The 19,887-nt window shown below is 67.1% G+C and carries 15 protein-coding genes; 1 reads left to right on the forward strand and 14 read right to left on the reverse strand.

Annotation, left to right across the window (positions count from 1 at the left end; all coding sequences use genetic code 11):
* Positions 1-59: 59 nt before the first annotated feature.
* Complete coding sequence (secA, locus tag ACVWWW_RS13845) at positions 60-2,783, reverse strand: preprotein translocase subunit SecA (protein WP_027081885.1); 2,724 nt, start codon at positions 2,781-2,783, stop codon at positions 60-62.
* A 139-nt stretch (positions 2,784-2,922) separates the two neighbouring features.
* Complete coding sequence (locus tag ACVWWW_RS13850; protein ID WP_456998759.1) at positions 2,923-3,723, reverse strand: M23 family metallopeptidase; 801 nt, start codon at positions 3,721-3,723, stop codon at positions 2,923-2,925.
* A gap of 127 nt (positions 3,724-3,850) precedes the next feature.
* Here ACVWWW_RS13850 and ACVWWW_RS13855 point away from each other — a divergent pair, with 127 nt between their 5' ends.
* The gene (locus ACVWWW_RS13855; RefSeq protein ID WP_456998718.1) at positions 3,851-4,255 is read left to right on the forward strand and encodes a DUF721 domain-containing protein; all 405 of its coding nucleotides are present in this window, start codon (positions 3,851-3,853) and stop codon (positions 4,253-4,255) included.
* 262 nt (positions 4,256-4,517) lie between these two features.
* Here the strand turns inward: ACVWWW_RS13855 and lpxC are convergent, their stop codons facing one another.
* From lpxC to ACVWWW_RS13915, 12 genes are all read right to left on the reverse strand, one after another.
* Positions 4,518-5,441 carry a UDP-3-O-acyl-N-acetylglucosamine deacetylase gene (lpxC, locus tag ACVWWW_RS13860; RefSeq protein WP_027081882.1) on the reverse strand — a complete coding sequence of 308 codons (924 nt, stop codon included), beginning with the start codon at positions 5,439-5,441 and terminating at the stop codon, positions 4,518-4,520.
* Between the two features lie 380 nt (positions 5,442-5,821).
* A complete protein-coding gene (ftsZ, locus tag ACVWWW_RS13865; RefSeq protein ID WP_027081881.1) occupies positions 5,822-7,060 on the reverse strand; it encodes a cell division protein FtsZ in 1,239 nt (412 codons plus the stop codon).
* 161 nt (positions 7,061-7,221) lie between these two features.
* Positions 7,222-8,457, reverse strand: a complete 1,236-nt coding sequence (gene ftsA / locus ACVWWW_RS13870) for a cell division protein FtsA (RefSeq protein ID WP_027081880.1) — start codon at positions 8,455-8,457, stop codon at positions 7,222-7,224.
* The gene (locus tag ACVWWW_RS13875) at positions 8,454-9,293 is read right to left on the reverse strand and encodes a cell division protein FtsQ/DivIB (RefSeq protein WP_051234689.1); all 840 of its coding nucleotides are present in this window, start codon (positions 9,291-9,293) and stop codon (positions 8,454-8,456) included. The genes ftsA and ACVWWW_RS13875 overlap by 4 nt, the downstream gene beginning before the upstream one ends.
* Positions 9,290-10,270, reverse strand: a complete 981-nt coding sequence (locus ACVWWW_RS13880) for a D-alanine--D-alanine ligase (protein WP_027081879.1) — start codon at positions 10,268-10,270, stop codon at positions 9,290-9,292. Before ACVWWW_RS13880 ends, ACVWWW_RS13875 begins: the two co-directional genes overlap by 4 nt.
* On the reverse strand, positions 10,267-11,703 hold the full coding sequence (murC, locus tag ACVWWW_RS13885; protein ID WP_051234687.1) for a UDP-N-acetylmuramate--L-alanine ligase: 1,437 nt from the start codon (positions 11,701-11,703) through the stop codon (positions 10,267-10,269). The genes ACVWWW_RS13880 and murC overlap by 4 nt, the downstream gene beginning before the upstream one ends.
* Positions 11,700-12,806 (reverse strand): undecaprenyldiphospho-muramoylpentapeptide beta-N-acetylglucosaminyltransferase, encoded by a 1,107-nt coding sequence (murG, locus tag ACVWWW_RS13890; protein ID WP_036141004.1) that lies wholly within the window; start codon positions 12,804-12,806, stop codon positions 11,700-11,702. The genes murC and murG overlap by 4 nt, the downstream gene beginning before the upstream one ends.
* Positions 12,803-14,119 carry a putative lipid II flippase FtsW gene (gene ftsW, locus ACVWWW_RS13895; protein WP_027082064.1) on the reverse strand — a complete coding sequence of 439 codons (1,317 nt, stop codon included), beginning with the start codon at positions 14,117-14,119 and terminating at the stop codon, positions 12,803-12,805. The genes murG and ftsW overlap by 4 nt, the downstream gene beginning before the upstream one ends.
* Positions 14,116-15,204: a phospho-N-acetylmuramoyl-pentapeptide-transferase gene (gene mraY, locus ACVWWW_RS13900; RefSeq protein WP_027081877.1), complete on the reverse strand. Its 1,089-nt coding sequence runs from the start codon at positions 15,202-15,204 to the stop codon at positions 14,116-14,118. The genes ftsW and mraY overlap by 4 nt, the downstream gene beginning before the upstream one ends.
* Positions 15,194-16,570, reverse strand: coding sequence for a UDP-N-acetylmuramoyl-tripeptide--D-alanyl-D-alanine ligase (locus ACVWWW_RS13905; protein WP_027081876.1), 1,377 nt, complete (start codon positions 16,568-16,570; stop codon positions 15,194-15,196). The genes mraY and ACVWWW_RS13905 overlap by 11 nt, the downstream gene beginning before the upstream one ends.
* Positions 16,567-18,036, reverse strand: a complete 1,470-nt coding sequence (locus ACVWWW_RS13910; RefSeq protein WP_027081875.1) for a UDP-N-acetylmuramoyl-L-alanyl-D-glutamate--2,6-diaminopimelate ligase — start codon at positions 18,034-18,036, stop codon at positions 16,567-16,569. The genes ACVWWW_RS13905 and ACVWWW_RS13910 overlap by 4 nt, the downstream gene beginning before the upstream one ends.
* Positions 18,033-19,874, reverse strand: coding sequence for a penicillin-binding transpeptidase domain-containing protein (locus tag ACVWWW_RS13915; protein WP_051234763.1), 1,842 nt, complete (start codon positions 19,872-19,874; stop codon positions 18,033-18,035). The genes ACVWWW_RS13910 and ACVWWW_RS13915 overlap by 4 nt, the downstream gene beginning before the upstream one ends.
* Positions 19,875-19,887: the final 13 nt, after the last annotated feature.

Here is a 19,887-nt window from a genome sequence, read left to right on the forward strand (position 1 = left end):
CGACGCCGGCGCGACCATCAGGCTGCGCCGGTGCTGGACAGGTCGCGAGCGACGTCCGGTCAGGCGAGCTGCCCGTGGCAATGCTTGTACTTCTTGCCGCTGCCGCAGGGGCACGCATCGTTGCGACCGATCGCCGCGGCAGCGGTACCGGCGCCCGCGGCGAGCACGTCGGCCGCCTCGTTCTCGGTGCCGTAGCCGCCGACGTCCGCGTGCTGGAACTGCATCTGGCGCGACTGCGCTTCAAGCTGCGCGCGTGCGGCCGCCTCTTCCTGCGCGATCTCTTCCTCGGTGCGGATGCGCACGCGGGCGAGCATCGTCACGACTTCGGTCTTGACCTTCTCGAGCATCTCGGAGAACAGTTCGAACGCTTCGCGCTTGTACTCCTGCTTCGGCTGCTTCTGCGCATAGCCGCGCAGATGGATGCCCTGGCGCAGGTAATCCATGCGCGCGAGGTGCTCCTTCCAGTTCTGGTCGAGCACGTTGAGCATGATGTGCTTCTCGACCATGCGCGCGGTTTCAGCGCCCAGCGACTGCTCGCGATCGACGAAGTGCTTCGTCACCACGTCGTCGACATGGCGCAGCACGCCTTGCGCATCGAGTTCCGGTTCCGACTTCACCAGGCCGTCGAGATCGAGTTGCACGCCGAAGTCTTCGGCGATCGTCGCTTCAAGACCCTTGAGGTCCCACTGCTCGTCGATCGAGTTCGGCGGCACGAAACGCTCGACGATCTCGGCGACCACGTCGCCACGGATCGCCGCGATGTTCTCGCCGACGTCCTCGGCTTCGAGCAGTTCGTCGCGCTGGCCGTAGATGACCTTGCGCTGGTCGTTGTTGACGTCGTCGAACTCGAGCAGGTTCTTGCGGATGTCGAAGTTGTGCGCTTCGACCTTTCGCTGCGCGTTGGCGATCTGCTTTGTGACCAGCGGCGACTCGATGATGTCGTCTTCCTTCAGGCCCATGCGCGCCATGACGCGCTGCACCCAGTCGGCCGCGAAGATGCGCATCAGGTTGTCTTCGAGCGACAGGTAGAAGCGCGACGAACCCGGGTCACCCTGACGACCCGAACGGCCGCGCAGCTGGTTGTCGATGCGGCGCGACTCGTGGCGTTCGGTGCCGACGATGTGCAGGCCGCCGGCCGCCTTGACCGCCTCGTGGCGCGCAAGCCATTCGGACTTCAGGCGCTGCTTGGTGACTTCGTCGAGCTCCTGGCCGTTCGCTTCGAGCTGCGCGAGTTCGGATTCAAGCGAACCACCGAGCACGATGTCGGTACCGCGGCCGGCCATGTTCGTGGCGATGGTGATCGCGCCGGGACGGCCCGCCTGCGCGACGATCTGCGCTTCGCGTTCGTGCTGCTTGGCGTTGAGCACTTCATGCGGAATGCCGAGTTCGCGCAGCTGGTCGCTGAGCATCTCCGACACTTCGATCGACGTGGTGCCGACCAGCACCGGCTGCTTCTTCTCGTACGCCGCCTTGATCTCGTTGACCACCGCGCGGTATTTGCCGGCGCGGTTGAGGAACACCGCATCCGGATAATCCTTGCGGATCATGTCGCGGTTGGTCGGGATCACCACGACTTCAAGGCCGTAGATGGTCTGGAATTCGTAGGCTTCGGTGTCCGCCGTACCGGTCATGCCGGCGAGCTTGCCGTACATGCGGAACAGGTTCTGGAAAGTGATCGATGCGAGCGTCTGGTTCTCGCGCTGCACCGGCACGCCTTCCTTCGCTTCCACCGCCTGGTGCAGGCCATCCGACCAGCGACGACCGGGCAGCGTGCGGCCGGTGAATTCGTCGACGATGACGACTTCGCCATCGCGCACGATGTAATCGACGTCGCGCTGGTAGATCGCATGCGCGCGCATCGCGGCGTTGAGGTGATGCACGACGCTCAGATGACGCGGGTCGTAGAGCTCTTCGTCCTCGCCGAGGATGCCGGCGCCGCGAAGCAGCTGCTCGGCGTGTTCCTGGCCGGCTTCGGACAGGTGCACCTGCTTGCCCTTCTCGTCGACCCAGAAGTCGCCCTCGCCTTCTTCCGTCGCCTGCTTCACGAGCTGCGGAACGAGGCGGTTGACCTTGATATACAGCTCCGGCGATTCGTCGGCCGGGCCGGAAATGATGAGCGGCGTGCGCGCCTCGTCGATCAGGATCGAGTCGACCTCGTCGACGATCGCGAAATTGAGGCCGCGCTGCACGCGATCGTCCTTCGACAGCGCCATGTTGTCGCGCAGGTAGTCGAAGCCGATCTCGTTGTTGGTCGCGTAGGTGATGTCGGCGGCGTACGCGGCGTGCTTGTCCGAATGCGGCATGCCCGGATACACGACGCTCGTGGTCAGGCCGAGCCAGCCGTAGAGCTTGCCCATGGTCGCGGCGTCGCGGCGGGCCAGGTAGTCGTTCACGGTGACGACGTGGACGCCCTTTCCTTCCAGTGCATTGAGGTACACCGGCAGCGTCGCGGTCAGCGTCTTGCCTTCGCCGGTGCGCATCTCGGCGATCTTGCCCAGGTGCAGCACCATGCCGCCGATGAGCTGTACGTCGAAGTGGCGCATGCCCATGACGCGCACGGACGCCTCGCGGCAGACGGCGAACGCTTCGGGCAGGAGCTTTTCGATCGATTCGCCGTTGCGGATGCGCTCCTGGAACTCCGGCGTCTTCGCCTTCAGCTCCTCGTCGCTGAGCTTCTGCATCTGCGGTTCGAGGGCGTTGATCTTGTCGACGGAGCGCTGCAACTGGCGAAGGAGGCGTTCGTTGCGGCTGCCGAAGACACGGGTGAGCAGGCTGTTGAGCATGACGGACCGGTTGGAAAAGGGGCTGGGCGACGCGCTGATAGGTCGTCGCCAATAAAAAAGGGCGCTGGGCGCCCTTTTACGGCATCGCGGATTGTAGCTGGAGGCGGTCGGCGGCGTTTACAAGCCGGCCGACTGCCAGTCAGCCGCGGCGCATGTCCTGCTGCAGGAACGGGCGCGGATCGACCACGCGACCGTCGCACCAGACTTCAAGATGGACGTGCGCGCCGGTCGAGCGACCGGTTGAGCCGGCCTTGGCGATCTCGTCGCCCGCACGGACGAGTTCGCCGGTGCGGCGCTCGAGCTGCGAGTTGTGGGCATAGCGCGTGACGTAGCCATTGCCGTGGTCGATCTCGACGACGTTGCCGTAGCCCGAGCGTTCGCCGACGAAGCTGACCACGCCGTCCGCGACCGCGAGCACCGCATCGCCGGTATTGGCCGAGAAATCGATGCCCTTGTGGAATTCGCCGCCACCGACGATGGGATCGGCACGCTCGCCGAAGCCCGAGGTGATGTAGCTGTCGTGCACCGGTGCGTGCGACGGCACTGCGGCCAGCGTGAGCTTGCGGTCGGTCAGCAGGCTGTCGAGCACGGTCAGCTGGTCGCCGGAACTGCGCAGCTGGCGCGACAGCAGTTCGAGGCTCTGGCCGAGTTCGGCGCGAGGCATGTCGCGAACCGGGCCCGCGCCGCCGACGCCGACCGGGCGGTCGAAGTCGAACTCGCCGTCCTTCAGGCCGCCCATGCGGGTCAGGCGTTCGCCCAGCGCGTTCAGGCGGTTGGCCTGTGCCTGCAGCTCGCCGACGCGTGCGGCGAGCGCGTTGAGGTCGTGCTGCGCTTGGCCGGGCGCGAGATGCGCCTGCGAGGCCTGCATTTCGTGGCGGGAGATCGCCGAGCCGGCAACGCCGCCGGCGACCAGCAGCGCAAGGCCGCCGACCATGAACATCGAGAGTGCGAGGGCGGGACGTCGCGCCGCGTGCTCGCCGAGGAACGCGAGCGCATCGCTGATGAGATCGCGGGGATTTAGGATGGCGGAAACGCTCATAGGTCCGATGTCAGATTCCAAGCCCAGGTTGCGCAAGACCGCCACCGGCCCCGCCCGCGCACCGCTCGATGCGGTGCTGGACGGTCCGGGCGGCGACCCCGTGCGCCGAGCCCTGTGGCTCGACGACCTGGACGGTCGATTACGCCCATGCCTGCCGCAGGGGCTGGCCGCGCATGCGCGGCTCGCGAATTTCGATCGCGGCAGGCTCGTGTTTGTCGTCGATGCTCCGGTCTGGCAGGCCAAGCTGCGGCTTGCGATCCCGGAACTCCTTCATGCGGCCCGGTCCATCGGGCTTGCTGCGAGCGACGTGGTGATCAGGACATCGCCGGGGACGTCCACCGACCGCCAGACGGTCAGGGCACCTCGTCCCATGTCGGCCGCGACGCAGCAGGCGCTGCAGGCGGCGCTGGCATCGCTGAGGGACGTCGAGTAGTCCCGTACGCGTGATGCCCCTCCCGTACGGCGCGGTATGCCGACGACGAGGTGGCGGCATGCTACCCGCGCCTTTTCGCTCGGGTGTTAACGACCCGGTAAGCGAGGCGATGGATTCGTTAAGGACGGGTTATTCGTCACCGCGAGTTCACCGGTGTGACGACGAACGGTCGTCAGCGACAGGCGCGAACCGGCCGTCGCGTGGCGGAAATGCCGCAGCGCACGATGCAAGTGATTGATTTTGAACGGCCGGGGCCGCTCGCTCAGGCGAGGCCGAGCGCCGGAATGCCGGGCGCGCCGAACACCACAGGCGTCGGCGCCGAGCCGGTGAAGGTCACTTCTTCCCATGCGCCCTGCTCGGCAAGCAGCGCGCGTACCAGCTTGTTGTTGAGCGCATGGCCGGACTTGTAGCCCTCGTACGCGCCGATGATCGCGTGGCCGGCGAGGTACAGGTCGCCGACCGCATCGAGGATCTTGTGACGCACGAATTCGTCGGCGTAGCGCAGGCCGTCGTCGTTGAGCACGCGGAATTCGTCGAGAACGATGGCGTTGTCCATCGAGCCGCCGAGGCCGAGATTGCGCTCGCGCATGTACTCGAGGTCGCGCATGAAGCCGAACGTGCGCGCACGGCTGACTTCACGGATGTAGGCGTCGGTCGAGAAGTCGACCACCGCGCGTGAGTTCGACGCCGGGATCGCCGGATGGTCGAACTGCACGGTGAAGCCGATGCGGAAACCGTCGTGCGGCGAGAACCGCGCGAACTTGTCGCCATCGCGCACTTCGACTTCGCGCGTGACGCGGATGAAGCGCTTGGGCGCCTCCTGCTCGGCGATGCCCGCCGACTGCAGCAGGAATACGAACGGGCCGGCCGAGCCGTCCATGATCGGCACTTCGGCCGCGGACAGCTCGATGTAGCAGTTGTCGATGCCGAGACCCGCGAGCGCGGACAGCAGGTGCTCGACCGTCTGGATCTTGCCCGCGCCGCAGCTCAGGCCCGTGCAGAGAATGGTTTCGGTGACGAGATCGGCGCGTCCGGGAATCTCGACCACGGGATCGAGATCGGTACGACGGAACACGATGCCGGTTTCGACGGGCGCCGGCCGCAGCGTCATGAACACCTTTTCGCCGCTGTGCAGACCGACGCCGGTCGCGCGGATGGTGTTCTTGAGGGTTCGCTGACGGAGCATTGGGTGCGGTCGGGCCTGGTACGTGCCGGTCGGAAAAGTTAACACGGGGTCCGCTGAACCTGAACGGAAAAGCCGGTACGGGCTGTTTCACCGACGGTGACATAGCGGCACGGGACGTTAAGACCAAGTCATCCCGAGGGCGAGTCAGTGCGCGTGCCGACGGCCGGTATGGTGCCGCGACGCAAAACGGTGGGACGCCCTCGCGGGCATCCCACCTCAATCAACGACCGACGGACGGCGGTCGAAGCATGTGACGTCGCGAGGGCGCGACGCGTACTGCGGCCGATGCGCGAGCACCGGCGATGACGATTACGACTCCGCACCGGTGCGATGCGCCGGCAACGGTTTCACACGCGCGGCTGACAACGCCGCGCGATGCGTCAGTCGGCCTGGCGACGCAGGAACGCCGGGATGTCGAGGTAGCTGTCGCCACCGAAATCCGCGACGGCCGGCTGCGATGCGGCCGGTGCCGAGGGTGCGGCATCGGCACGGGTGCGCAGGCTGCTGCTGAAGCTCGGCATGTTCGGCACGTTCGGCGAGTACGCATTCGCGACCTCGTCGATCGGCAGGCCCGTGGTGCCGTCACGCTTGGTGGCAACGACCTGCATCTGCGGACGACGCTGGCTTTCGAAGCCGCGGTCGCTCGCCCGCGCGGCGGCGCGGTTGAGGCCCGTGGCGACGACGGTGACGCGCACTTCGTCCTGCATGTCCGGATCGAGCACGGTGCCGATGACGACGGTCGCGTCTTCCGATGCGAACGCTTCGACGGTGCGACCGACTTCGTCGAACTCGGCCATCGTGAAGTCCGGGCCGGCAGTGATGTTGACGAGGATGCCGTTCGCGCCCGACAGGTTGACGTCGTCGAGCAGCGGATTCTGGATCGCGGCTTCGGCAGCGGCCTGCGCGCGATCGTCGCCGCGTGCGGCGCCGGTGCCCATCATCGCGAGACCCATCTCGCTCATGACGGTGCGCACGTCGGCGAAGTCGACGTTGATAAGGCCCGGGCGAACGATCAGGTCGGCGATGCCCTGCACGGCGCCGAGCAGCACATCGTTGGCAGCGCGGAACGCTTGGATCATGGTCGCGTTGCGACCGAGCACGGTGATTAGCTTCTCGTTCGGGATCGTGATCAGCGAATCGCAGTGCTGCGACAGCTCGTCGATGCCCTTGAGCGCGACCTGCATGCGGCGACGGCCTTCGAACGGGAACGGCTTGGTGACGACCGCGACGGTCAGGATGCCCATCTCCTTCGCGAGCTGCGCAACGACCGGCGCAGCGCCGGTGCCGGTACCGCCGCCCATGCCGGCGGTGATGAACACCATGTCGGCGCCCTGCAGCGCATCCATGATGCGATCGCGATCTTCCAGCGCAGCTTGGCGGCCGACTTCCGGATTCGCGCCTGCGCCCAGGCCCTTGGTGACGTTGCCGCCGAGCTGCAGCTGCAGCTTCGCGCCGCAGTTCTTGATCGCCTGCGAATCGGTGTTGGCGGTGATGAACTCCACGCCATCCACGCTGCTGTTGACCATGTGAGCCACGGCGTTACCACCGCCGCCACCCACGCCTACGACCTTGATGACGGCGTTGGGAGCCATCTTCTCGACCAGTTCGAAATGCGCCATGTCCGTTGTCCTCGTTGGTGCGTGCATTCGTTCGTGCCGATGCGCGCTTTATTTGATGTGTATTGTTGCTGATGTATTGAACGCTGTGTGTTGTCGCTACGAAAATTCCTGCAACTTTTTTTCGTGTCTTCGCCCGCTTCGAATGACGACGCGCTCTGCCCTCAGAACTCGCCGCGATACCAGTTCTTCAAACGACTGAGAAAACCGCCCGCGCGTCCGGCCGGAAGCATCGGTCGACGCGGGTTTTCGATCTGGCTGCCCATGAGCAGAAGGCCGACGCCGGTGGCATGCACCGGATTGCCGACCACTTCGCCGAGGCCCGTGACGTGCTGCGGAATGCCGACGCGCACGGGCATCTGCAGCATCTCTTCCGCAAGCTCGACGACGCCTTCCATCTTCGACGCGCCACCCGTCAGCACCATGCCGGCGCGGACGTGCTGCTCGAAGCCCGAGCGGCGCAGTTCGGCCTGCACCATCTCGAAGATTTCCTCGTAACGCGCCTGCACCGCCTGCGCGAGCGAAGCACGCGGCATGCGTCGCGGCGGGCGATCGCCGACGCTGGGCACCTGGATGGATTCTTCCGCGGTCGCCATCTGCGCGAGCGCGCAGGCATAGCGGACCTTGATCTGCTCGGCTTCCGGCGTCGGCGTGCGCAGCATGTGCGCGATGTCCTCGGTAACCTTGTCGCCCGCGATCGGCAGCGACGCCGAATGCGCGATCGCGCCCTGCACGAACACCGCGATGTCGGTGGTACCCGCGCCGAGATCGACCAGCACGACGCCCAGTTCGCGTTCGTCCGGCGTCAGCACCGCCTGCGACGACGCCAGCACCGACAGGATCAGGTCGTCGACCGCGAGGCCGCACTTCTGCACGCACTTGGAAATGTTGGCGGCCGCAGACTGCGCGCAGATCACCAGGTGCGCATGCACTTCGAGGCGCACGCCAGTCATGCCGACCGGGTTGCGGATGCCTTCCTGCGAATCGTCGAGCACGTAGTCGCGCGGGATCGCGTGCAGGATCTTCTGGTCGGCGGGGATCGCGACGGCCTTGGCCGCATCGAGCACGCGATCGAGGTCGGCGTAGGTGACTTCGCCGTCGCGGATCGGTGCGATGCCTTGCGAGTTGCGGCACTGCACGTGGCTACCGGAGATCGACGCGTAGACCGAGCGGATCTCGCAGCCCGCCATGAGCTCGGCTTCCTCGATCGCGCGCTGGATCGACTGCACCGTGGAGTCGATGTCGACCACCACGCCGCGACGCATGCCGCGCGATTCGTGCGAGCCCAGGCCGATCACTTCGATCGGCTGGCCCGGCAGGTATTCGCCGACCAGCGCGGTCACCTTGGAGGTGCCGATGTCGAGGCCGACGATCAGCGATTTGTCGCCCTTGCGATTCATGTGGTCACGTCAGGAAAGAAAAGTCGATGCGGCGCCAGCGCGGCGATGGCCGCCTTCAACGGCGTCGCGAGGTCGGCGCCGGAACGGCTGCCCGCGGACGGCTTCGCAGCAGCCGGCGCGGCAGTGCCCGCCCAGACCAGTGCGAAACCATTGGTGTAGCGAAGATCGGCGCGCTCGATGTGGCGCTCGGGATTGACGAGCAGCTGCGGCATCAGGCGCACGAAGCGACCGATGCGCGCGCGCGCTTCGTTGCGGCCGACCATCACCTGAGTCGGGATGCCGCCATGCGCGCGGTCGAGCAGCACGATCGACCAACTGCCGCGCGGATCGAGCACCACCGTGTCGACCTGCATGCCGATCGGCGCGAACAGCGTGCGCGCCTGCTGGTACAGCTCGACCACGTCGCGCGTGCGCGCATCGGGGCCGTTGAAATTCGGAAGGCCGGCCGGCACAGCGGCGCCACGCGCATCGAACAACGCACCGCGATCGGACAGCAGGCGATCGTTGCCCCAACGTGCGAACGGGCGATGTTCGGTGATCGACACTTCGAGAACGTCGGGCCAGCGCTTGCGCACCTGCGCCTGGTCGACCCATGGGAGGCGCGCGATCGCCGCCTGCGCCTGCTGCAGGTCGACCGCGAAATACCCGCGCTTGGCGTACGGCAGAAGCGCACGCTGCACGAGTTGCGGGTCAACGTGTTCGAATGCACCCGTCGCACGCAGATGCGTGAGCGGCCAGCGGTCGGACCCGATCCATCCGCGCAGCACGGCGACCACCGGCAGCGCGACGAGCGCTACGGCGATCAACCAGCCTGCGAGACGGAGCATCGGGTTCACGCCGCGGCACCTCCGCGCGTGAGGCTCGACTCGAGCACGCGCCAGCACAGGTCGGCGAATTCGATGCCGACCTGGCGCGCGGCCTTCGGCACCAGCGAATGACTGGTCATGCCGGGCGCCGTATTCACTTCGAGCAGGAAGAACTTGCCGGTGCCGCGATCGCGCATGACGTCGACGCGACCCCAGCCTTCGCAACCCGCCGCCTTGAACGCGGCGACCGCGATGCGGCGGATCTCGACTTCCGCATCACCGTCGAGGCCGGGACACAGATACTGCGTGTCTTCAGCGATGTACTTGGCGTTGTAGTCGTACCACTCGCCCTTGGGCACGATGCGGATCGACGGCAGCGCGATGAAGTCGTCACCGTTCGCGATGACCGCGACGGTGAGTTCGTCGCCGACGACAAGTTGCTCCATCAGCATCTCGCCCGGGTAATGCGCGGCGAGCGCGACGGCATCGTCGAGGCCGGCGTCGTCATGCACGCGCGACACGCCGACGCTCGAGCCTTCGCAGGACGGCTTCACGATCACCGGCAGGTCGAGATCGCGCGCCGCGGCATGCACGTCGTCGCCCTTGGCGAGGCGCACGTAGCGCGGCGTCGGCAGGCCAAGACTCAGCCACACCTGCTTGGTGCGGATCTTGTCCATCGACAACGCGGAACCGAGCACGTCCGAACCGGTGTACGGCACCCGCAGCGCTTCAAGCAGGCCCTGCAGCACGCCGTCTTCGCCGCCGCCCTTGTTGCCGTGGAGGATGTTGAACACGCGATCGACGCGGCCGTCGCGGATCGCATCGACCAGCGCATCGATGCCATCGACGCCGAATGCATCGACGCCCTTGGACTGCAGTGCTTCCAGCACGTTGCGGCCGGAGTCGAGCGATACCTCGCGCTCGGAACTGGTGCCGCCCATGAGCACTGCGACGCGGCCGAATGCGGCCGGATCGGTGACGCGCGACGGGACGATGGTGATGCTCACGACTCGGCTCCTTCAAAACCATGCGCGGCGATGTGCTGTGCCGCATGGCCGATGTCGCCCGCGCCCATCATCAGCAGCAGGTCATCGGCACGGAGGACGTCGGGCAGCACGCGCGCGAGATCGGCGGCGCGTGCAACGACGACAGGTTCGGTGCGGCCGCGCGCGCGGATGGCGCGGGCCAGGGATTTCGCATCGGCGCCGGCGATCGGCGCTTCGCCCGCGGCGTAGACGTCGGTCAGCACGAGTACGTCGACTTCGGACAGCACGGCGGCGAAGTCATCGAACAGGTCGCGCGTGCGGCTGTAGCGATGCGGCTGGAACGCAACGACCAGGCGCTTGTCGGCCCAGCCACCGCGCGCGGCCTTGAACACCGCGTCCAGTTCCTTCGGGTGATGGCCGTAGTCGTCGACGAGGGTCACCGTGCCGCCGTCCACCGGCACCTGCGCGAGCAGGTTGAAGCGACGGCCGATGCCCGCGAAGTTCTCGAGCGCCCGGCAGATGGCCGGCTGTTCGACGCCGAGTTGCCAACCCACCGCGGCCGCCGCGAGCGCGTTCTGCACGTTGTGACGGCCCGGCAGCGCGAGCGTGGTCTCGCAACGCGAACCATCGGGCATGCAAAGGGTGAAGCGCATGCGCGCACCCTGCTGCACGACGTTCTCGGCGCGCACGTCGGCGAGCTCCGAGAAGCCGTACGTCAGCACATGGCGCGTCGCATTCTTCGCGAGCTTCGCGACTTCGTCGTCGTCGATGCACAGCACTGCAAGGCCGTAGAACGGCAGGCGATGCAGGAACTCGTCGAACGCGGCCTGCACCTTGGCGAAGTCACCGCCGTAGTTCTCGAGGTGGTCGGCATCGATATTGGTGACGACGGCGATCTGCGGGTTCAGGCGCAGGAAGCTGCCGTCGGATTCATCGGCTTCGGCAACCAGCCAGTCGCCGCCGCCGAGCTTCGCGTTCGCGCCGGCCGCGAGCAGCTGGCCGCCGATGACGAACGTCGGGTCGATGCCGCCCTCGCCCAGCACGCTGGCGGTAAGTGACGTCGTCGTGGTCTTGCCGTGCGTGCCCGCGATCGCGATGCCGCGCTTGAAGCGCATCAGCTCGGCGAGCATCTCCGCACGCGGAACGATGGGGATTCGCTGTTCGCGCGCCGCCATCAGCTCCGGATTGTCGGCCTTGATCGCGCTCGACACGACGAGGCATTCGACGCCGTCGACGTTGTTAGCGTCGTGGCCGCGATGCACGGTGATGCCGAGACGCGAGAGGCGACGCGTCACCGCGTTGTCGGCATTGTCGGATCCCGATACCTCGTAGCCGAGCGTGCACATCACTTCGGCGATGCCGCTCATGCCGACGCCGCCGATGCCGACGAAGTGCACGCGCGCGCCACCATCGGCCGCGTTGTCGTGCAGGCGGTGGCGATGCGTGGCGATCATGCGGCGCGGTCCATGACGATCTGTTCCATGACGAGGTCGGCCACGCGCGATGCGGCATCCGGTTTGGCGAGCGCGCGTGCGGCGTCCGCCATCGGACGAAGCGCGTGGCGCGTTTCGAAAGATTCGAGGGTGTCGGCGAGTGCCGACGCGAGGCGGTCGTTCTGCGGCAGCAGGCGCGCGGCGCCGCGGTCGACGAGGAACTGCGCGTTCTTGGTCTGGTGGTCGTCGACCGCCTGCGGGAACGGCACCAGCACGCTGGCGACGCCGACCGCGCAGACTTCCGCGAGCGTCAGCGCGCCGGCGCGGCAGACCACGAGGTCGGCCCATGCGTATGCGGCGGCCATGTCGGCGATGAACGTTTCGACGGATTCATCGACACCGGCGTCGCGATAGGCGGCAGTTGCCGCGTCGAGCATTTTCTCGCCGCACTGGTGACGCACCTGCCAGCGCGAGCGATCACGCAGCGATGCGATCGCGGTCGGTACGGCGCGATTGAGCGCCGCCGCGCCTTGGCTTCCGCCGAGCACGAGAAGGCGCAGCGGACCTTCGCGGCCGTCGAAGCGCACCGACGGCGCGGCAACGTCCGCGATCTCGTTGCGCACGGGATTGCCAACCACTTCTTCCTTCGCGAACGTGCCCGGAAAACCAGTGAGCACGCGACGCGCCATCTTCGAAAGCACGCGATTCGTCATGCCGGGTGCGCGGTTCTGTTCGTGCACGTACAGCGGAACGCCCGCAAGCCTCGCGGCAAGGCCACCTGGGCCTGCGGCGAACCCCCCGAAGCTGATCACCGCTTTCGGGCGACGACGCGCAAGCACTGCACGCGCGGCCGACACTGCCGACATCAGCTTGAACGGTGCACCGAGCAACGTGGCCGCGCCTTTGCCGCGCACGCCGCGAATCGCGATCGTGTCGACGTCGATACCGTGCTGCGGGACCAGCCGCGTTTCCATGCCGCCTTCGCTGCCGAGCCAGCCGACCGCGACGCCACGACGTCGCAGCTCGTGCGCCACCGCGAGGCCCGGGAAGATGTGCCCGCCCGTGCCACCGGCGAGGATCATCACGCCGACCTCTGCGTTCGCATTGGCGCGCGCATCCGTCATGCGCTGTGACGCCCGAAGAAGGGTTCGATGCGCGGACGCAGGCGGCTGGTGCCGCGCGGATCGACGCGGCCGACCGGCGCTGCGGCAGGCGCTGCAGCCGACGGACGCGCGACCGGCGTTTCGATCTTGCTCGCGACCGGCGTCGTGCCGACGGCGTCGCGGCGCAGCGCAACCTGACGACGCGCGCGCTCGAGTTCGTACGAGATGCGCAGCAGCAGGCCCATCGCCGCCATCGTCATCGCGATCGACGAGCCGCCGTACGAGATCAGCGGCAGCGTGAGGCCCTTGGTCGGCAGCAGGCCGAGGTTCACGCCGATCGACACCGTGCTCTGGATGCCAATCCACAACGCGATGCCGAATGCGCAGTAGCCCGCGAAATGACGACGCATCTCGATGCACTGCAGGCCCACCCACAGCGCGCGCGCGACCAGCGCCGAGTACAGCGCGATCACACCGCAGACGCCGACGAAGCCGAGTTCTTCGGCGATCACCGCCATGATGAAGTCGGTATGCGCTTCCGGCAGGTACGAGAGCTTGTGTACCGAGGCGCCGAGGCCGGCGCCGAACCATTCACCGCGACCCACCGCCATCAGCGCGTTCGCGAGCTGGTAGCCGTCGCCGAACGGATCGGCGAACGGGTCGGTAAACGAGGTCAGGCGACGCACGCGATACGGCTCGAGCAGGATCATCGCGCCCGCCATCGGCACCAGCGCCAGCACCGGTCCGACCAGGCGCGGTAGGTTCGCACCGCCGAGCACCAGCATGCCGGCGGTCATCGCCAGGATGAGTGCGGACGAGCCGAAATCCTTCTGCACCGCGAGCAGCACGCCGGCGAATGCAAGCGCGACGCCGATGACCTTGATGATGGCTTTCCAGCTGGCGCTGACTTCCTCGCTGAAACGCTTGAGGTAGGCCGCGAGCCACACGACCATCATCAGCTTCACGGCTTCGACCGGCTGGAAGTTGGTGATGCCGAGATTGATCCAGCGCTTGGCGCCCTTCACCGTCACGCCAAGGCCCGGCACCGCGACCATCAGCAGCAGCACGAGGCCGACGATCGGCAACCACTGCGCGTAGCGCTCGATGGTCTTGAGCTCCATGCGCATGACCCACGCCGCCGCGATCGAGCCGGCGGTGACAAACACCAGGTGCTTGGTCAGGTAGTAGGTCGGGCTCGTTGCCTGCGCGACCGAGCTGGAACCGACCATCACGATGCCCAGGCAGAGCAGCGCGCCGATCAGGCCGAGCAGCCAGGGATCGAAGCGTCCGGTGATCGCGTCGAGACGCGTGGCCTGGCGGGACATGTCCATCAGCGCACCTTCAACGTCGCGAGGCCGATCAGGACGAGCACCACCGAGATGATCCAGAAGCGCACGATCACGCGCGGCTCGGGCCAGCCCTTGAGCTCGAAGTGGTGGTGGATCGGCGCCATCTTGAAGACGCGCTTGCCGGTGAGCTTGAAGCTGCCGACCTGGATCATCACCGACAGCGTTTCGATGACGAAGATGCCGCCCATGATCACCAGCACGAGTTCCTGACGCACGATCACCGCGATCGTGCCGAGCACCGCGCCAAGCGCGAGCGCACCGATGTCGCCCATGAACACCATGGCCGGATACGTGTTGAACCACAGGAAACCGAGGCCCGCACCCGCGATCGCCGCGCAGATGACGATGAGTTCACCGGCGCCCGGGATCTGCGGTATCTGCAGGTAGTTCGAGAACACCGCATTGCCCGACGCATACGCGAACACGCCGAGCGCGCAGGCGACCAGCACCGTCGGCATGATCGCGAGGCCGTCGAGTCCGTCGGTGAGGTTCACCGCGTTCGAGAAGCCGACGATCCACAGGTAGGCGATGAACACGAACGACACGCTCACCAGCGGCAGTGCGACCTGCTTGAACAGCGGGATGTAGAACGTCGTCGCCGCCGGCGCGTCGGCCGTGTAGTACAGGAACAGGCCGGCAGCGAGGCCGGCGACCGACTGCAGGAAGTATTTGGTGCGCGACTTCATGCCGTTCGGGTCACGACGCACGATCTTGATCCAGTCGTCCCACCAGCCGATCGCGCCGAACGCGACCATCACCGCGAGCACCAGCCACACGTAGCGGTTGCGCAGGTCGCCCCACAGCAGCACCGACGCGAGAACGGTGAGCAGGATCAGCGCGCCACCCATGGTCGGAGTGCCGGCCTTGGAGAAATGCGACTGCGGACCGTCGGTGCGGATCGGCTGGCCGCCGGCCTTGAGCTGACCCAGACGACGGATCACGCCGGGGCCGACCCACAGCGAGAGGAACAGCGACGTCAGCGCGCTGAGGATGCCGCGGAACGTGAGGTAGCCGAACAGGCCGAAGTGGCTCTGCAGCTGTTCGAGCCAGCGGGTGAGTTCAAGCAGCATGGGATTGTCCGTTGAGGAGCGCAGCGACGATGCGATCCATCGCACTGCCGCGGGATCCCTTGACGAGGACGCGCACATCGGCGGACAGGTCCGCGCGCAGTGCCTCGGCAAGCGATTCGTGTGTGTCGAAATGACGCGCGTTCGCGCCGAATGCGTCGGCCGCCGCTGCGCTCAATGCCCCAAGCGTGTAGAGCCGCGCGATACCGGCTTCGCGTGCACGCGTGCCCGCCTGCGCATGCAGCGCGACCGCGTCGTCGCCCAGCTCGCGCATGTCGCCGAGCACCAGCCACGACGCGCCGGGCATCGAGGCGAGCGTGTCGATCGCGGCGGCGAGCGAACCCGGGTTCGCGTTGTAGCTGTCGTCGATCAGCGTTGTGCCGCTGCGCAGGCGATGCGTGACCAGGCGACCGGCGACCGGACGCGCAGCGGAAAGACCCTGCGCGATCGTCGACAGCGGAACGCCCGCGCCGATCGCGAGCGATGCCGCGGCGAGCGCGTTGCGCACGTTATGACGACCCGGCATCGCGAGTTCGACTGCAGCTTCGCCGTCGGACGTCACGATCGTGAAAGTCGAACCCGCTTCCGTCGTGCGCACGTCACGCGCAGTCACGTCCGCACTGGTGTCGAGTCCGAAGCGGATGTGGCGACGCCCGCTCGCGCGCTCGGCGAACAGCGGCGCGAAGCTGTCGTCCGCATTGATCACCGCGACGCCGCCGGTCGGCAGCGCGTCGTAGATCGCCGCCTTGGTGTCGGCGACGCCGAGCAGCGAGCCCATGCGTTCGAGGTGCGCCGGCGCGACGTTGTTGACGATGGACACGTCGGGGCGCGCGATCGCGGTGAGATTCGCGATGTCGCCCGGCTGACCCGCGCCCATTTCGTAGACCGCGAACTCCGCGTCTTCCGGCGCTTCGATCACCGCGAGCGGCAGGCCGATCTCGTTGTTGCGGTTGCCGGGGTTGCCGTACGTGCGACCGGCGAGTTCGAGGACGGCGAGCGTGAGCGTCTTGACACTGGTCTTGCCGTTGCTGCCGGTGATCGCGACGACTTTCGTTGAACGCGACGCCTGCAAGCCGCGCGCGATGTCGGCGAGCGTAAGCTGCGTATCGCCGACCAGCACCTGCGGCATGTCGCCGACAATGCGAGATACGAGTGCGGCACCGATGCCCGCCTCCGCCGCAACGGTGACATGGTCATGCCCGTCGAAACGCGCGCCCTTGAGCGCGACGAACAGGCTGGACGCGCACACCGACGGCTCTACGCTGGTCAGCCCGCGCGTGTCGGTGAGCAGGCGATCGACCACGATGTCCTCGCCGACCACGCGGCCGGCGGTCATCGCCGCGATGTCGGACAGACGCAACGGCCTCATGCGCGGATCTCCAGCGCTTCACGCGCGACGCGCGTGTCGTCGAACGGATGCTTCACGCCCGCGATCTCCTGGTAGGGCTCGTGACCCTTGCCGGCGATCAGCACGACGTCGTGTTCGTCGGCGCCCTGCACCGCATGACGAATCGCGGCGCGACGATCGCGCATCACGGTCGCGCGCGCGCGGTCGGCGAAGCCTTCGAGGATGTTGGCGACGATCGCATCGCCGTCTTCGCCGCGCGGGTTGTCGTCGGTGACGATCGCGATATCCGCGAGCTTCTCGGCGATCGCACCCATCTGTGGGCGCTTGCCGGTATCGCGCTCGCCGCCGCAACCGAACACGCAAACGAGTCGACCGGCGGTGTGAGCGCGCAGCGTCGACAGCGCCTGTTCGAGCGCGTCGGGCGTGTGCGCGTAATCGATGACGACGAGCGGCTGGCCGGCATCGCCGAGGCGATTCATTCGGCCGTGGATCGGCTGCAGCCGCGAGAGCGTGTCGGCGACGTCGCGCACGTCGGCGCCGAGTGCGTGCAGCACGCCGGCGACGGTCAGAAGATTGTCGACGTTGAAACGGCCGAGCAGCGGCGAACGCACCGCGGCGCGCGCGCCATCGCTTACCAGGTCGAATGCGATGCCGCCGGCGTCGAGCGTGATTGCATCGGCCTGCAGCGACGCATTCGCCGCGGCGCGCGAGCTCACACCGATGCCGCGCACATGCGATGGCAACGCGTCGAACAGTTGCGCGCCGTACTCGTCGTCGAGATTGACCACCGCCGCCTTCAGGCCCGGCCAGCCGAACAGGCGCGCTTTCGCGGCACCGTACGCGGCCATGGTGCCGTGATAGTCGAGATGGTCGCGGGTGAGATTGGTGAACGCAGCGACATCGAAACGCACGCCGTCGACGCGGCCCTGGTCGAGCGCGTGCGAGCTCACTTCCATCGCCAGCGCTTCGGCGCCATCGGCACGCATCTCGCCGATCGCCGAGTGCAGCTTGAGCACCAGCGGCGTGGTGAATCCGGTCGGCACCGCGTGGCCGTACAGGCCGACGCCCAGCGTGCCGACGGTGCCTGCGGTCACGCCACGCAACGTCCACGCCTGCGCAATGAGCTGCACCGTCGACGTCTTGCCGTTGGTGCCGGTGACACCCACGACGGTCATCGATTCGGTGGCGCGTCCGTGGAAGCGATGCGCCATTTCGCCGAGGCGCGAACGCAGGCCCGGCACGGCGATCGCCTCGGCCGGCGCAGGATGTTCTTCGGGTGCCGGCGGCTCGAACAGCACCGCGGACGCACCGCGCGCTTTCGCCGCGTCGACGAAACCAAGGCCGTGCGCACCGAAACCACCGATCGCGACGAACGCATCGCCGGCGTTGATTTCGCGGCTGTCCTGCACGAGCCCGGAAACGACGAGGTCGACGGGGATGCCGTCGACGTCGGGAAGCAGCTCGACCAGTCGCATCGTGTGCGTCATGGCGTCACCGGTGCCGTGTCGAGCGGCGTGTCGACGTCATCGTCCGATGCATCCGGCACGACGGCGGCGACCTGCTTCGGAGCCACACCGTTCGCCGGCGCGTTCTTGTTCTGCGCGGCGAGCCAGGTGTCGATGTCGTCTGGCGGTACGTCCATCAGACGCAGCGAACCTTCCATCACCGACTTGAACACCGGTGCGGACACAAGACCGCCGAAGTAACCCTTGCCCGGATCGGGATCGTTGACGACGACGACGGTCGCGAAGCGCGGGTTGTCGACCGGCACGATGCCGGCGAAGTACGCGACGTAACGCTGCGAATAACCGCCGCGGCCGTTGAACTTGCGCGCCGTGCCGGTCTTGCCGGCGACGTGATAACCGAGGATCGCGGCCTGCGTCGCGGTGCCGCCCTTCTCGGTCACGGTCTGCATCATCTTGATGACTTCGTGCGCGATCTTCGGGTCGAGCACCTGCTTGGTCTGGCCGTGCTCGCCCTTGACGAAGGTCGGCACGGTCATGACGCCGTTGTTCGCGATTGCCGCATACGCCACCGCGATCTGCAGCGGCGTTGCGGACAGGCCGTAGCCATACGAGATCGTCGCCTTCGACGTACCGCTCCAGCGCGCAGGCGACGGCAAAACACCCGCCGACTCGCCAGGGAAACCGCTGCCCGGCTTGCTGCCGTAACCGAACTTGCGGACGAAGTCGTAGAAATAGTGGTCGTCGAGCTTGGCGGAGATCTTCGTCGCGCCGATGTTCGAGCTCTTGGTGATGACGCCGGTGACCGTCTGCAGGCCGTAGTTCTGGTGGTCGCGGATCGTGTACCGGCCGAGCTTGAGCCAGCCCGGCGACAGGTCGATCGGCGTCGTCGGCGTGACCACGCCCGCGGTCAGCGCGGCGGCAATCGTGATCGGCTTCATCGTCGAGCCGGGTTCGAGCACGTCGGTGACGGCGCGATTGCGGTGCGCGTCGGGATCGGTGCTGCCGACCGCGTTCGGGTTGAACGCCGGCAGGTTGGCCATCGCCAACACTTCGCCCGTGGCGATGTCGACCACGACGATCGAACCGCTCGCCGCGCCGTGTTCGAGCAACGCGTTGTGCAGCTCGCGATACGCGAGGAACTGCATGCGGCGGTCGATCGTGAGCGTGAGGTCGCGCCCGGGTTCCGCCGCGCGCACCAGGTCGACATTCTCGATGATGCGGCCGTGACCGTCGCGCAGTACGCGTTTGGCGCCCGGCTTGCCGCGCAGCCATTCGTCGAACGCGAGCTCGAGGCCTTCCTGTCCTTCGTCGTCGACGTTGGTGAAGCCGAGCACGTGCGCCATCGCTTCACCCTGCGGGTAGAAACGGCGGTATTCGCGCTGGCTCGCCACGCCCGGAATGCCGAGCGCGAGGATCTTCTGCGCTTCGTCCGGATTGATGCGGCGCTTGAGGTAGAGAAATTCCTTGCCGGCCTTCTGGCTGAGCTTGCGCTGCAGCACGTCGACCGGCACGTCGAGCGCGTCGGCGAGCTGCGGCAGGCGATCAGGATTCTTCAGCAGTTCCTGCGGGTTTCCCCACACGGATTCGACCGGCGTCGATACCGCGAGCGGCTCGCCGTTGCGGTCGGTGATCATGCCGCGCGAGGTCGGGATCGGAATCTCGCGCAACGAACGTGCTTCGCCCTGCGCGACGTAGAAGTCGCGATCGAGCACCTGGATGTAGAACGCACGCGCGACCAGCGCGAACGAGCACAGGCCCATCGCCGCGACGAGGCACAGCAGGCGCATGCGAACGTCCATGCGTGCGCGGCCACCGCGCGTGGTCGACGCACCGCCGACCAGCACGCGCAGGCGACGCATCAGCTCGCCGCCC

Source organism: Lysobacter sp. HA18, assembly GCF_054057595.1.

Coding starts and splice junctions, on each gene's coding strand:
- ACVWWW_RS13850 (WP_456998759.1), bottom strand. CDS start 3,723: ATGTTCATGGTCGGCGGCCTTGCGCTGCTGGTCGCCGGCGGCGTTGCC.
- mraY (WP_027081877.1), bottom strand. CDS start 15,204: ATGCTGCTTGAACTCACCCGCTGGCTCGAACAGCTGCAGAGCCACTTC.
- murG (WP_036141004.1), bottom strand. CDS start 12,806: ATGACGGATGCGCGCGCCAATGCGAACGCAGAGGTCGGCGTGATGATC.
- ACVWWW_RS13915 (WP_051234763.1), bottom strand. CDS start 19,874: ATGCGTCGCCTGCGCGTGCTGGTCGGCGGTGCGTCGACCACGCGCGGT.
- ftsZ (WP_027081881.1), bottom strand. CDS start 7,060: ATGGCGCATTTCGAACTGGTCGAGAAGATGGCTCCCAACGCCGTCATC.
- lpxC (WP_027081882.1), bottom strand. CDS start 5,441: ATGCTCCGTCAGCGAACCCTCAAGAACACCATCCGCGCGACCGGCGTC.
- secA (WP_027081885.1), bottom strand. CDS start 2,783: ATGCTCAACAGCCTGCTCACCCGTGTCTTCGGCAGCCGCAACGAACGC.
- murC (WP_051234687.1), bottom strand. CDS start 11,703: ATGATCGCCACGCATCGCCACCGCCTGCACGACAACGCGGCCGATGGT.
- ftsA (WP_027081880.1), bottom strand. CDS start 8,457: ATGAATCGCAAGGGCGACAAATCGCTGATCGTCGGCCTCGACATCGGC.
- ACVWWW_RS13905 (WP_027081876.1), bottom strand. CDS start 16,570: ATGAGGCCGTTGCGTCTGTCCGACATCGCGGCGATGACCGCCGGCCGC.
- ACVWWW_RS13910 (WP_027081875.1), bottom strand. CDS start 18,036: ATGACGCACACGATGCGACTGGTCGAGCTGCTTCCCGACGTCGACGGC.